General features: G+C 74.2%; 11 protein-coding genes. 4 read left to right on the top strand and 7 right to left on the bottom strand.

Annotation, left to right across the window (positions count from 1 at the left end; translation table 11 throughout):
• Positions 1-175: 175 nt before the first annotated feature.
• The gene (locus ACFWMZ_RS04595) at positions 176-376 is read left to right on the top strand and encodes a hypothetical protein (protein ID WP_383177617.1); all 201 of its coding nucleotides are present in this window, start codon (positions 176-178) and stop codon (positions 374-376) included.
• 101 nt (positions 377-477) lie between these two features.
• On the opposite strand, the gene ACFWMZ_RS04590 is transcribed toward ACFWMZ_RS04595, so the two are convergent.
• Entirely contained in the window at positions 478-900 is a 423-nt protein-coding gene (locus ACFWMZ_RS04590; protein ID WP_383199490.1) for a ribonuclease domain-containing protein, read from the bottom strand.
• A gap of 246 nt (positions 901-1,146) precedes the next feature.
• Positions 1,147-2,481, bottom strand: a complete 1,335-nt coding sequence (gene allB, locus ACFWMZ_RS04585) for an allantoinase AllB (RefSeq protein WP_383199488.1) — start codon at positions 2,479-2,481, stop codon at positions 1,147-1,149.
• 473 nt (positions 2,482-2,954) lie between these two features.
• On the opposite strand from allB, the gene ACFWMZ_RS04580 reads away from it, so the two are divergent.
• Positions 2,955-3,761, top strand: a complete 807-nt coding sequence (locus ACFWMZ_RS04580) for an IclR family transcriptional regulator (RefSeq protein ID WP_383177626.1) — start codon at positions 2,955-2,957, stop codon at positions 3,759-3,761.
• 37 nt (positions 3,762-3,798) lie between these two features.
• On the opposite strand, the gene ACFWMZ_RS04575 is transcribed toward ACFWMZ_RS04580, so the two are convergent.
• Entirely contained in the window at positions 3,799-4,107 is a 309-nt protein-coding gene (locus ACFWMZ_RS04575; RefSeq protein WP_383199565.1) for a DUF5955 family protein, read from the bottom strand.
• Between the two features lie 317 nt (positions 4,108-4,424).
• On the opposite strand from ACFWMZ_RS04575, the gene ACFWMZ_RS04570 reads away from it, so the two are divergent.
• A complete protein-coding gene (locus ACFWMZ_RS04570; protein WP_383199563.1) occupies positions 4,425-5,000 on the top strand; it encodes an NTP transferase domain-containing protein in 576 nt (191 codons plus the stop codon).
• Between the two features lie 31 nt (positions 5,001-5,031).
• On the opposite strand, the gene ACFWMZ_RS04565 is transcribed toward ACFWMZ_RS04570, so the two are convergent.
• The 3 genes from ACFWMZ_RS04565 to ACFWMZ_RS04555 are packed head-to-tail and all read right to left on the bottom strand — an operon-like array spanning position 5,032 to position 8,723.
• The gene (locus tag ACFWMZ_RS04565) at positions 5,032-7,143 is read right to left on the bottom strand and encodes a xanthine dehydrogenase family protein molybdopterin-binding subunit (protein ID WP_383177629.1); all 2,112 of its coding nucleotides are present in this window, start codon (positions 7,141-7,143) and stop codon (positions 5,032-5,034) included.
• Positions 7,144-7,191: 48 nt separating this feature from the next.
• Complete coding sequence (locus ACFWMZ_RS04560; protein ID WP_383177632.1) at positions 7,192-8,178, bottom strand: FAD binding domain-containing protein; 987 nt, start codon at positions 8,176-8,178, stop codon at positions 7,192-7,194.
• Positions 8,178-8,723: a (2Fe-2S)-binding protein gene (locus ACFWMZ_RS04555; protein ID WP_383177635.1), complete on the bottom strand. Its 546-nt coding sequence runs from the start codon at positions 8,721-8,723 to the stop codon at positions 8,178-8,180. Before ACFWMZ_RS04555 ends, ACFWMZ_RS04560 begins: the two co-directional genes overlap by 1 nt.
• A 457-nt stretch (positions 8,724-9,180) precedes the next feature.
• Between ACFWMZ_RS04555 and aceB the strand changes: the two genes are divergently transcribed.
• Entirely contained in the window at positions 9,181-10,821 is a 1,641-nt protein-coding gene (gene aceB, locus ACFWMZ_RS04550) for a malate synthase A (protein WP_383177638.1), read from the top strand.
• A gap of 75 nt (positions 10,822-10,896) precedes the next feature.
• Here the strand turns inward: aceB and ACFWMZ_RS04545 are convergent, their stop codons facing one another.
• Positions 10,897-11,814 carry a HipA family kinase gene (locus ACFWMZ_RS04545; protein ID WP_383177641.1) on the bottom strand — a complete coding sequence of 306 codons (918 nt, stop codon included), beginning with the start codon at positions 11,812-11,814 and terminating at the stop codon, positions 10,897-10,899.
• Positions 11,815-12,352 lie beyond the last annotated feature (538 nt).

The raw sequence follows: 12,352 nt of genomic DNA, 5'->3' as shown, positions 1-12,352 counted from the left end.
CAAATCTACGCATCCCGGCACCCGCGAGGAGGCGGTCGGCGCCGATCGTGGACCGTCGTCGGCGCGGTGCCTACTTCGGTAGGGGGTCGGTGCGGGCGGGCGCCTACCGGGGAGGGGGTGCGACCTCGCCCCGCGGCCGATGTGAGTGGGGGGTCCGCGGGGCGAGGATCGCGGCATGAGGAAAACCCTGGAAGTCGCCGGTTTCCTGCTGCTCCTGCAGGGCGTCATGGGCCTGGTCACCGAGTTCACCGACCGGTTCGACGTGGGCCTGATCTCCCGCGTCGGCCTCCTCGACGGTTACGAGGTGTACGCGAGCATCGCGGCCCTCGTGCTGTCGCTGGCGCTGTTCGCGCTGGCGGAGAGCCGTCCCAGGTGAACGCCGTTCGACGCCCGTATGCTCCGGGCCGGCGGTGTGTGGGGCACCGCCGGCCCGTGGGCCGGCCCTCGCGGGGAGGCGCAGGGCCGGGGTCGGGTGGGTCAGCAGCCGTGGTCGACGAGGTCGAACGAGGCGTAGTGGTCGGCGGTGTAGTAGTCCTCGTCGGCGGCGGAGCCGGTGACGATGCGGCGGGCGCCGCGGTCGTCGGAGCCGGGGGTCTCCACCGTGTACTCGTGGTAGTAGCCGGTGGACTGCGAGGGCAGCAGGCCCTCGCGGTTCTGGAAGACGGTGCCGTCCTGCGGGTACGGGAAGGGCCCGCCGGAGTCGATGAGGTCGAGGGTGTCGTGGGCCTGCGCGGGGAGGTCGGAGTAGCAGATGTCGCCGACCGCCTGGGCCGCGAGGACGGCCTGGACGCTGTGGGCGACGGGGGCCTGGGCCGGGACGGCCTGTGCGGCGGCGGGGCCGCCGAGCAGCAGGGCGGCGGCGAGCGCGGTGACTGCGGCAATGCGTGGGGGGATTCGCATGCGCATAAGGATGACGCGCGTAGACAGGGGGCCGTCAAGGTCAACGACCGTTAATTTTCCCGCTGTTGACGAAGAACCTGGATGCGCCGCCCGGGTCCGCCGGTGGTGCGCCCCCGGCGCTCACGCCGTACCGGACGGCCGCACGACGGCCGGACATCGGGCCGGACGGGTGCGCCGCACAAGGCGGCGGCTCCACCCCGGCGCTTCGGGGTGGGGCCGCCGTCGGGCAGGCGTGCTGGCGCCGCGTCAGCCCCGCTCCAGCAGACGGCCCGTGGGCTCGGTGTAGGTGCCGTCATGGAGGATGCGGCGGCCTCGCAGCCAGGTGGAGCGGACGACGCCGTGCAGGGTCCTGCCGGCGTAGGCGGTGACGCGGTTGCGGTGCTGGAGCGCCGCCGGGTCGACGGTGAAGGTCTCCTCGGGGGCGAGCACGGTGAAGTCGGCGTCCTTGCCGGGGGCGATGGCGCCCTTGGCGGTGAGTCCGGCGAGGCGGGCGGGCGCCTCGGACATCCAGCGGACCACGTCCTCCAGGGTGTGGCCGCGCCGCCGCGCCTCGGTCCAGATGGCGGGGAGGCCGAGCTGGAGGGAGGAGATGCCGCCCCAGGCGGTGGCGAAGTCGCCGGTCTTGAGGTCGGCGGTGGACGGGGAGTGGTCGGAGACGACGCAGTCGATGGTGCCGTCGGCGAGCGCGGCCCAGAGCGCGTCCTGGTTGGCGGCCTCGCGGATGGGCGGGCAGCACTTGAACTCGGTGGCCCCGTCGGGGACTTCCTCGGCGGTGAGGGTGAGGAAGTGTGGGCAGGACTCGACGGTGATCCGCACCCCGTCGCGGCGGGCGGCGGCGATGGCCGGGAGGGCGGAGGCGGCCGAGAGGTGCAGCACGTGGACGCGGGCGCCGAGGCGCGCCGCCTGCCCGATGAGGTTCTCGATCGCCTGGTTCTCGGCCTCGCCCGGCCGCGAGGCGAGGAAGTCGGCGTACTGCGGGCCGGAGGCCTGCGGGGCGCCGTCGAGGGCGTGCGGATCCTCGGCGTGGACGATGAGCAGTCCGTCGAACCCGGCGATCTCGGCGAGGGCGACGGCGAGCTGCTCCTGGTCGAGCGGCGGGAACTCGTCCACGCCGGACGGCGACAGGAAGCACTTGAAGCCGAAGACGCCCGCGTCGTGCAGCGGCCGCAGCTCCTTGGTGTTGTCGGGGAGCGCGCCACCCCAGAAGCCGACGTCCACGTGGGCCTGCGGACGGGCGGTGTCCTGCTTGACCTTGAGGTGGGCGGGGGTGGTGGTGGGCGGCAGCGAGTTGAGCGGCATGTCGACCAGGGTGGTGATGCCGCCGGCCGCGGCGGCCCGGGTGGCGGTCCAGAACCCTTCCCAGTCGGTGCGCCCGGGGTCGTTGACGTGGACGTGGGTGTCGACGAGCCCCGGCAGCAGAGCCGCGTCCCCGAGTTCCTCGACGGGCACCCCGGCGGGCAGCGGCGCGTCGTGCGGCAGTACGCCGGTGATGGTTCCGTCGGCCACGGTGACCTGGGCGGCCCGTGTTCCGGTGGGAGTGATGACCCGTGTCGAGCGCAGTACCCGTTCCAGTTCCGGCACCCCGGCCCCTTTCCTGCTTATGTGCTGCGTGGCGCGGACGCGGCGGCGGGCCTTCGGCGGCGTGGCGCCGTCGCGTGCGGCGGCCGGAGGGGCCGGGCTTCCCCCGGACTCCGGTTTCAACGATCTGTTGAAGGAGTTTTCCCGCCCCGGCCGACCCCGTCAAGGGCGGCCGGGCCGCCCGGAGCGGCTCCGACCGCCTCACCCCGGAGGTTTCACTCCGCCGCCGCCGGGCGGGAACACCGGGGAAACACCGGGCGAGCGTCCCTTGCCCGGGGCCAGACGACGCCCTCCGTACGCTGGACGTTTTCATTTTGTGAAATTACTCTTCCGGATAACAGAACATGAACCGTGTGTACGGGCCGTCCCGGCGCCACGCGTTCCCCCTTCCGGCCGCCTTCCCACGGCGCCCGGAGGCGGGCGCCGCCCGCCGGGTAGGCTGCAGCCTTGCCCGCCTGCTCCGAAAGGAACGCGACGTGCCGACGTCCCGCACCCCCGACGCCTCCGCCGAGAGCGCGGCCCCCCGGCCGTCCGGCGGCGTGCAGTCCCTGGAACGCGCCTTCGACCTGCTGGAGCGGATGGCGGACGCGGGCGGCGAGGTCGGCCTGAGCGAACTCTCGGCCACCAGTGGCCTGCCGCTGCCGACCATCCACCGCCTGATGCGCACCCTGGTCGCCTGCGGCTACGTACGCCAGCAGCCCAACCGCCGCTACGCGCTCGGCCCCCGCCTGATCCGCCTCGGCGAGTCCGCCTCGCGCCTGCTCGGCACCTGGGCCCGGCCGCACCTGGCCCGCCTGGTCGAGGCGACCGGCGAGACCGCCAACATGGCCCTGCTCGACGGCGACGAGGTGGTCTACGTGGCCCAGGTGCCCTCCAAGCACTCGATGCGGATGTTCACCGAGGTCGGCCGCCGGGTGCTGCCGCACTCCACCGGCGTCGGCAAGGCCCTGCTCGCCGACGCCCCGCCGGAGGAGGTGCGTGCGCTGCTGGCCCGCACCGGCATGCCGGCCGCCACCGCCAGGACGCTGACCACGCCGGACGCCTTCCTCGGCGCCCTGGACGAGGTGAGGCGGCTCGGTTACGCGGTCGACGACAACGAGCAGGAGGTCGGGGTGCGCTGCCTGGCCGTGCCGGTCCCCGACTCCCCCACGGCGGCGGCCATCTCGATCTCGGGACCGGCGGGCCGGGTCACCGAGGAGGCGGTGGTCACCATCGTCCCCATGCTCCAGCAGGTGGCGGCGGAACTCTCCGTCGAACTGGCCGCCTCCGGCCAGCCGGGCTGATCCCGGACGGGCGGGGGCCGCACGCCCCCGCCGCCGGTCAGCCGCGTACCCCTGTCCCGAAGAGCTCGACGGCGGCGCGCAGCCGCGTCAGCTCCCCGCTGAAGGCGCTCACGGAGCCGAGTGAGGCGACGACCAGGAGCAGCGAGCGGCGCAGCCGCCCCTGGTCCGGTGCGCCCTCCCGGGCCATCGCGCCGAGCGCCGCCAGTTCCTCCTCGGCGACCGCCCGGTCCGGGAACTCGGCCCGGTGGGCGGCGAGCCGCTTGCGCAACTGCACCGTGGCGCCGCGCAGTTCCTCGATCCTCGGGTCCTGGCACGCCTCGACGACCTGCCGGTCCTGCTGCCCCATGTCCATGCTTCGCAACACGGCCCCTCCCCTGCGCACACCGTTGTGCGCCGCACCTGTGTGATGGTCCCGCTCCCCACTCCCCCTGGCACGGTGGTCAAGCGCACCGGGGGTCGTTCAGTAAACGCCAGCAGGGGCCCGACGCGCCAGCGGGCGGGGCGAATTCGCCGCTGTTGCCACCGTTGCCGCCCTTTCGGCAGGCCGGATTCCGCTTACGCCCTGCCCGGGCGGCCGCCCCCATGAGGTATGCAGGGCGGGTGGAGACGAGAGCGGAGACACCCGGCGGACCTGGCGGGACACGGGAGGACGAGGTGGTCGGCCTGCTGCTGGCGGCTGGCGGCGGCCGGCGGCTCGGCGGCCGCCCGAAGGCGCTGCTGGAGTACGGCGGGCGCCCGCTGGTGGAGCAGGCGGTTGCGGCCCTGCGCGCGGGCGGCTGCGCGCGGGTGCACGTGGTGCTGGGGGCGGCCGCGGAGACGGTACGGGCCCGCGCCGACCTGACCGGCTGCGTCCTGGTGGAGAACCCGGAGTGGGCCACCGGCATGGGCTCCTCACTGCGCTCCGGACTCGCCTCCCTCACCGGCTCCGGGGCGGGCGCCGCCCTGGTCGGCCTGGTCGACCAGCCCGGCATCGGCGCGGCGGCCGTCGGCCGGGTCCGCTCCGCGTACCGGGGCTCCGGGACGCTGGCGGCGGCCGCGTACGAGGGGCGGCGGGGCCACCCGGTGCTCTTCGGGTCGGCGCACTGGCGGGGCGTGGCGGCCGGGGCGGACGGCGACCGCGGTGCGCGGGACTACCTGCGCGCACACGCGGCCACCGTGGCGCTGGTGGAGTGCGGGGACGTCGCCGAGCCGTACGACATCGACACCCCTGGGGACCTGTGGCGGCTGGGCGGCGCGTAGGGGGGTGTCTCCCCACGTTCCGGTTCCGCGCTCAGGCGTCTCCGGCGAGGGCGGCCCGGACGTGGTCCGGGGTGAGGGGCAGGGAGCGGAAGCGGACGCCGGTGGCGTGGTGGGCGGCGTTGCCGATGGCGGCGGCCATGCCGACGATGCCGATCTCGCCGATGCCCTTGCCGCCGACCGGATTGAGGTGCGGGTCCTGTTCGTCGATCCAGGCCACGTCCATGGCCGGGGACGGCGGCACGTCGGCGCTGACCGGGACGTGGTAGGCGGCGAGGTCGCGCTCGGCGAAGCCGCCGAAGGCCGGGTCGAGGGTGCTGTGCTCGGTGAGGGCCATGCCGATCCCCATCACCATGCCGCCGAGGAACTGGGAGCGTGCGGTACGGGCGTTGAGGATGCGTCCGGCCGCGAAGCGCCCGTGCGCGCGCAGCACCCGGACCTCGCCGGTGTCGGTGTCGACGCTGACCTCGGCGAAGTGGGCGCCGAACGCGTGCCGGGCGTACGGCGATCCGGCCTGGACCGCCTCGGTGGTGTCGACCTCGGCGGTGAGCCCGTCCGGCGGCAGGTCCGGGGCCTCGGTGAGGCGCCGGGCCAGCTCCGTGCACGCCTCGTGGACGGCCCACCCCCAGGAGGCGGTTCCCGAGGAGCCGCCGGCGAGCGGGGCGGAGGGCAGGTCGCTGTCGCCGATATCGACGCGGATCCGGTCGCCGGGGACGCCGAGGGCGTCGGCGGCGATCTGGCCGAGGACGGTACGGGCGCCGGTGCCGATGTCGGTGGCGTTGACCCGGACGCGGTAGCCGCCGTCGGGCAGTGCGGTGGCGGTGGCCTGGCACGGGGAGGCCATGACCGGGTACATGGCGGCGGCGACGCCGGTGCCGGTCAGGCGGGGCCCGTCGCGGCGCACCCCGGGGCGCGGGTCGCGGTCCTGCCAGCCGAAGTGGCGGGCCCCCTCGCGCAGGCACTCCACCAGGTGGCGGCTGCTGAAGGGGCGGCCGCTGTCGGGCTCGGTCTCCGGGTCGTTGCGTACCCGCAGTTCGACGGGGTCGAGCCCGGCCCGCTCGGCGAGTTCGTCCATGGCCGACTCCAGGGCGTACATGCCGGGCGCCTCGCCGGGGGCGCGCATCCACGAGGGGCTGGCCACGTCGAGGGCGACCACCTCGTGGACGGTACTGCTGTGCGGCGAGCCGTACATGACGCGGGCGGGGACGGCGGCCTGCTCCACGAACTCCTTGATGCGGGAGGTGTGGGTGAGCGCCGTGTGCTCGACGGAGAGCAGCGTGCCGTCCTCCTGGGCGCCGAGCCGCACCCGGTGGAGGGTGGGCGCCCGGTGGCCGACGGAGGCGGGCAGGTCGCGCCGGGGCAGGGCGAGGGTGACAGGGCGTCCGGTGTGGCGGGCGGCGAGGGCGGCGAGGACCACGTGCGGGCGCGGGGTGCCCTTCGAGCCGAAGCCGCCGCCGACGTGCTCGGAGGTGACGGTGATCTGCTCCTCGGGGAGGCCGAAGGCCTGGGCCAGGACGGAGCGGACGGTGGTGCTGCCCTGGCTGGAGTCGTGCACGGTGAGGCGGCCCCCGGCCCAGGAGGCGGTGGCGGCGTGCGGCTCCATGGGGTGGTTGTGCAGCGGCGGCACGTCGTAGGAGGTGTCGACCCGGACCGGCGCGTCGGCGAAGGCGCCCGGCGCGTCGCCGCGCTCGCGGACCGCGGGGAAGCCGCCGTTGGCCTCCTCGGGCACGTAGCGGCGCGGGTGGTCGCGGGTGAGGGTGACGTCGTGCGGCCGGGTGTCGTACGTGACGCGTACCGCCTGGGCCCCCGCGCGGGCGGCCTCCACCGTCTCGGCCACGACGAGGGCGACGAACCAGCCCCGGTGCGGGACGTCAGCCCCCTGGAGGACGTTGAGCGTCGGGTCGTCGGCCGGGGTGAGCGGCGGGGTGTTCTCGGAGGTGAGGACGGCGATCACGCCGGGCAGCGCGAGCGCCTGGGCGGCGTCCACCGACCGGACGCGCCCGGCGGCCACGGTGGCGGGCACCGGCCAGGCGTGGGCCCGGTCGGCCGGGGCGAACTCGGCGGCGTACCGCGCGGCGCCTGTGACCTTCTCCCGGCCTTCGCGGCGGGGAGCACCGGTACCGATTTCCGAGGTGGTGTCAGTCATCTCAGCGGACTTCCTTCGCAGGGGCCGGAAAGGCGGTGGGCCGCGGGCTCACGGCCGGGTGAGGCCGAGCAGGACGGCGCGGGCCAGGTCGCGGGCGAGGCCGATCTTGAAGACGTTGTCCCGCAGCGGCTCGGCCGCGGTCAGTTCGGCGTCGAGCGCGGCGGTCACCCGCTCCTCGGAGAGCGGCTGGCCGGTGAGCTCCGCCTCCGCCCGCCACGCCCGCCACGGCCGGTGGGCGACCCCGCCGAAGGCGAGCCGCACCTGCTCCGCGGCCCCGTCGTCCCGCTGGGCGACCTGGGCGGCCACGGAGACGAGCGCGAAAGCGTACGACGCCCGGTCGCGCACCTTCCGGTAGGTGGCCCGGGTGCCGTCGAGCGGCGGGGGGAGCCGTACGGCGGTCACCAGCTCACCGGGTTCGAGCACGGTGTCCCGCTCCGGCAGTTCCCCGGGCAGCCGGTGGAACTCGGTGACCGGGATGACGCGTCCGCCCCCGGGCCCGGCGGTCTCCACCTCGGCGTCGGCCGCCGCCAGTGCCACGGCCAGGTCGGAGGGGTGCGTGGCGATGCAGGCGGCCGAGTGGCCGAGGACCGCGTGGTCGCGGTGGACGCCTTCGCGTGCCGCGCACCCGGTGCCGGGCTCCCGCTTGTTGCAGGGCATCGACAGCTCCTGGAAGTAGACGCACCGGGTGCGCTGGAGCAGGTTCCCCCCGGTGGTGGCGGCGTTCCGCAACTGGCCCGAGGCCCCGGCGAGCAGCGCCTCGGAGACCGCCGGGTACCGCGCCCGGACCACGGGGTGGGCGGCGAAGTCGCTGTTGCGCACCAGCGCCCCGACCCGCAGCACTCCGTCGGCCTCCTCGCTGACGGCGTCCATCGGCAGCCGCGTGATGTCCACCAGGGTGTCGGGCGCCTCGACCCCCTGCTTCATCAGATCGACCAGATTGGTACCGCCCGCCAGGTAGCGGGAGCCGTCCCGGCCGCCGTGGGCGCGCGCGGCCTCCTCGGCGTCGGTGGCCCGGAGATAGGTGAAGGTGCGCATCAGCTCAGATCCCGTACGGCGTCGACGATGTTCGGATAGGCCCCGCAACGGCAGAGGTTCCCGCTGAGCCGCTCACGGATCTCGTCCTCGGTGAGCGGCACCGGCTCCCCCGCCGGATGCGCCGGATCGGTGACGGCCGAGGGGTGCCCCTCCGCCGCCTCGTCCAGCACCCCGAGGGTGGAGCAGAGCTGGCCGGGCGTGCAGTACCCGCACTGGAAGGCGTCACGGTCGAGAAACGCCTGCTGCACCGGGTGCAGCCCGTCCCCCTCCCCCAGCCCTTCCACCGTGGTGACCTGGGCCCCGTCCATCGTCACCGCGAGCAGCAGGCAGCTGTTCACCCGCCGCCCGTCCACCAGCACGGTGCACGCCCCGCACTGTCCGTGATCGCACCCCTTCTTGGACCCGGTCAGCCCCAGCACGTCCCGCAACACGTCCAAGAGGGCCGCCCGGTTGTCGAGGGTCAGCTCGTACGGCTCCCCGTTGACCCGCAGCGCGACGGGCGTACGTCCGACATCCTCCGACGCAGACTCCGAAACGGCAGACACAAGTCACCTTTCTCGACGCGGCGAAGAACCCCGCACAGACGGACCGACACCTCTCTCGCCTTTCCACCCTCAGCCACGCCACTCCACCCCGCCCGCCGAACAGCGCGAACGAGTACCCCCCCTGCCGACCTCAGCCCGGCCGGCCCGGGGGGCCCCCCGGGGCCCCCGGGGGGGGGGGGCCCCCCGGCCCCGCCCCCCGCCGGGGGGGGGCGGGGCCCGGGGCCCCGGGGCCACCTTCTATCGACCGAAAGATTCTCGACATCAACAGACCATTGAACTTCCACCATGAGGAAACTAGTATCCACTGATCAGAACCACTGCCCTCGAAGACGGCCCTCCAAAAGCCCCGAATCCCCCCCTGGCACCCAGTGCCGCAGCCCAACCAGCGGCCCCCCGCCAGGGGAACCCCACGGACCGGCCCCGCCAGGGGCCACCCCACGTGAAGGAAGTGACAGTCATGTCCGCACCCGCGTCCCCGTCCGCGACGCCGGTCACCGTCGACGCCGAGCCCCTCCCCCGCCAGGAGGAAGTCCTCACGGACCAGGCGCTCGCCTTCCTGGGCGAGCTCCACCACCGGTTCACCCCCCGCCGGAACGAGCTCCTGGCCCGCCGCGCCGAGCGCCGCGCCGAGATCGCCCGGAACTCGACGCTCGACTTCCTTCCCGAGACCGCGCACATCCGCGAGGACGACTCCTGGCGCGTCGCCGAGGCCCCGGCCGCGCTGAACGACCGCCGCGTCGAGATCACCGGCCCGACCGACCGCAAGATGACGATCAACGCCCTCAACTCCGGCGCCCGCGTCTGGCTCGCCGACTTCGAGGACGCCTCGGCTCCCACCTGGGAGAACGTCATCCAGGGCCAGATCAACCTCACCGACGCCTACGAGCGCCGCATCGACTTCACCGACGAGCGCACCGGCAAGTCGTACGCGCTGAAGCCGCAGGAGGAGCTGGCCACCGCCGTCGTCCGCCCGCGCGGCTGGCACCTGGACGAGCGCCACCTGCGCGCTGCCGACGGCACCCCGCTGCCGGGCGCCCTGGTCGACTTCGGCCTGTACTTCTTCCACAACGCGCAGCGCCTCCTCGACCTCGGCAAGGGCCCGTACTTCTACCTGCCGAAGACCGAGTCGCACCTGGAGGCCCGCCTCTGGAACGAGGTCTTCACCTTCGCCCAGGAGTACGTCGGCATCCCCCACGGCACCATCCGCGCCACGGTCCTCATCGAGACCATCACCGCCGCGTACGAGATGGACGAGATCCTCTACGAGCTGCGCGACCACGCCTCCGGGCTGAACGCGGGCCGCTGGGACTACCTCTTCTCGATCGTCAAGAACTTCCGTGACGGCGGCCGCAAGTTCGTGCTGCCGGACCGCAACGCGGTGACGATGACCGCGCCGTTCATGCGCGCCTACACCGAACTCCTGGTCCGCACCTGCCACAAGCGCGGCGCCCACGCCATCGGCGGCATGGCCGCGTTCATCCCCTCGCGCCGCGACGCCGAGGTCAACAAGGTGGCCTTCGCCAAGGTCAAGGACGACAAGGACCGTGAGGCCCGGGACGGGTTCGACGGCTCCTGGGTCGCCCACCCCGACCTGGTGCCGATCGCCCTGGAGTCCTTCGACTCCGTCCTCGGTGAGAAGCCGAACCAGAAGGACCGGCTCCGCGAGGACGTCTCGGTGGCCGCCGGGGACCTCATCGCCATCGACTCGCTCGACGCCGAGCCCACCTTCGACGGCCTGCGCAACGCCGTCCAGGTCGGCATCCGCTACATCGAGGCGTGGCTGCGCGGCCTGGGCGCCGTCGCCATCTTCAACCTGATGGAGGACGCCGCCACCGCCGAGATCTCCCGCTCGCAGATCTGGCAGTGGATCAACGCCGGTGTCGAGGTGGAGCGGGACGGCGCGACCGTCCTGGTCACCCGCGACCTGGCCCGCGAGGTCGCCGCCGAGGAACTGGCCGCGATCCGCGCCGAGATCGGTGAGGAGGCGTTCGCCGCCGGACGCTGGCAGCAGGCCCACGACCTGCTGCTGACCGTCTCCCTCGACGACGACTACGCCGACTTCCTCACGCTCCCCGCCTACGAGCAGCTCGTCGGCTGACCCCGCCGCACCCGCGTACGCCCTGTGCCCCGGCGCCCACCGCCGGGGCACAGGCATCTCCGAGGCCGGCCCGGCTCACCCCAGGTGCCGGGACCAGTCGGGGGCCGCGTCGGGCTTGCCGTGTAGGTCGGGGACGTGCTGCAGCCAGGCGGGGCGCCCGGCGCGGGTCGCGGCCGCGCGTTCGGCGTCGGCCTCGGCGAGCTGCCGGGCGGAGGGGAACTCCAGCGGCAGCCACTGCTCGGAGACGGCGGCGCGTTCGGCGAGCTGCCGTGCGTACGCCTCGCGCAGCTGATCGGGCGAGGAGAAGCCCGGCTCGTCGGCGAGCCAGGCGTCGGGGACCAGCGCGGTGACCTCGCGGAGCAGGTCGAGGGTGACCCGGGCTGCCAGTTCCGCGTCGGCGTCGGCCACCTGGGGGGCGTACCCGCCCAGCGCGTGGTGGCGGAAGTCGTACCGCTTGGTGACGGCTCCGGCGGCGTTCTCCCACCGGTGGTGGAAGACGAGGGCCGCCCCGTGGTCGATCAGCCAGAGCCGCCGCGCCGAACGCGGGGTCCCGGCCGGGGGCCAGATCATCAGGTTGGTGCTGTGCACGGTCCGGTCGACGTTGGCCGTGAGCGCGTCGAGCCACACCACCCGCCCGGCCTCCAGCGGGTCCACCGCGAGGTCACCGGGGTGGAAGTCGACCGCCCCCGGCAGCAGGTCCATGCCGAGGTTGAGCCCGGCACTGGCCCGCACCAGGTCCTGCACCTCCTGGTGCGGCTCGTCCCGCGCCACCGCCGGGTCGAAGTCGACCAGCACCAGCTCCGGCACCCGCAGTCCGAGCCGCCGCGCCAGCTCCCCGACGACGATCTCGGCCACCAGCGCCTTGCGCCCCTGCGCCGACCCGGTGAACTTCACGACGTACGTGCCCAGGTCGTCGGCCTCGACGACTCCGGGGACGGAACCACCGGTGGTCAGCGGCTGCACGTAACGGGTGGCGGTGACCTCTTTCAGCATCTTCCAAGGCCCCACGTGTCATTTACGTCGTCTTCCACGGCCAACTCCCAGGCGGTGCGCTGTGATGGGACCTCCCCGGCACGAAGTGTGCATAGTAACCATGCGTGAGACCCGGGGACGAGCGCCAAGCCGGGCCGCACCGGGGGACCCGCCGGACCGGTTGGTCCGAGTGCCGGCGCGACCGGCCCGGGCGGTAAGCACGAGCTGGGCGCCGGCCCCGGAAATCGCGCCCGGCCACGGTGATCAGCCAGCCCTTGGCGTCCCGGACGGGGACAGCCGTACCCAGGGGGAGCCGAGAGCTCGGGGAAGGGCCGGCCGGTGAAGGCCGGAACGCCTCGACGAGAGCCTCCCGCACGGCGTCCTCGGCCGCCGCGAAGTCGGCTCCGCGGCGGGCGAGGACGGTGAGCACGCTCGGTGTGAGGCTCCGGAGCAGGAGCTCGTCCACCGGTGAGGTCACTCCGCGACGGTGGGGCGGCGCGGACAGGGAGGGGGGCGCACCTCCAGCCACTCGTGGATCGGCTCGCCGCCCGCCCCGGGC

The organism is Streptomyces sp. NPDC058373 (assembly GCF_042723275.1).
Classification (GTDB): Bacteria; Actinomycetota; Actinomycetes; order Streptomycetales; family Streptomycetaceae; genus Streptomyces.
Note: the sequence above shows the minus strand (reverse complement) of the source record. Positions and strands in the feature narration are given on the sequence as shown.

What these genes read in the sequence shown, in the direction of transcription:
- ACFWMZ_RS04545 (WP_383177641.1), bottom strand. Translation starts at nt 11,814, where the DNA reads ATGCTGAAAGAGGTCACCGCCACCCGTTACGTGCAGCCGCTGACCACC.
- ACFWMZ_RS04590 (WP_383199490.1), bottom strand. Translation starts at nt 900, where the DNA reads ATGCGAATCCCCCCACGCATTGCCGCAGTCACCGCGCTCGCCGCCGCC.
- ACFWMZ_RS04575 (WP_383199565.1), bottom strand. Translation starts at nt 4,107, where the DNA reads ATGGGGCAGCAGGACCGGCAGGTCGTCGAGGCGTGCCAGGACCCGAGG.
- ACFWMZ_RS04565 (WP_383177629.1), bottom strand. Translation starts at nt 7,143, where the DNA reads ATGACTGACACCACCTCGGAAATCGGTACCGGTGCTCCCCGCCGCGAA.
- ACFWMZ_RS04560 (WP_383177632.1), bottom strand. Translation starts at nt 8,178, where the DNA reads ATGCGCACCTTCACCTATCTCCGGGCCACCGACGCCGAGGAGGCCGCG.
- ACFWMZ_RS04595 (WP_383177617.1), top strand. Translation starts at nt 176, where the DNA reads ATGAGGAAAACCCTGGAAGTCGCCGGTTTCCTGCTGCTCCTGCAGGGC.
- aceB (WP_383177638.1), top strand. Translation starts at nt 9,181, where the DNA reads ATGTCCGCACCCGCGTCCCCGTCCGCGACGCCGGTCACCGTCGACGCC.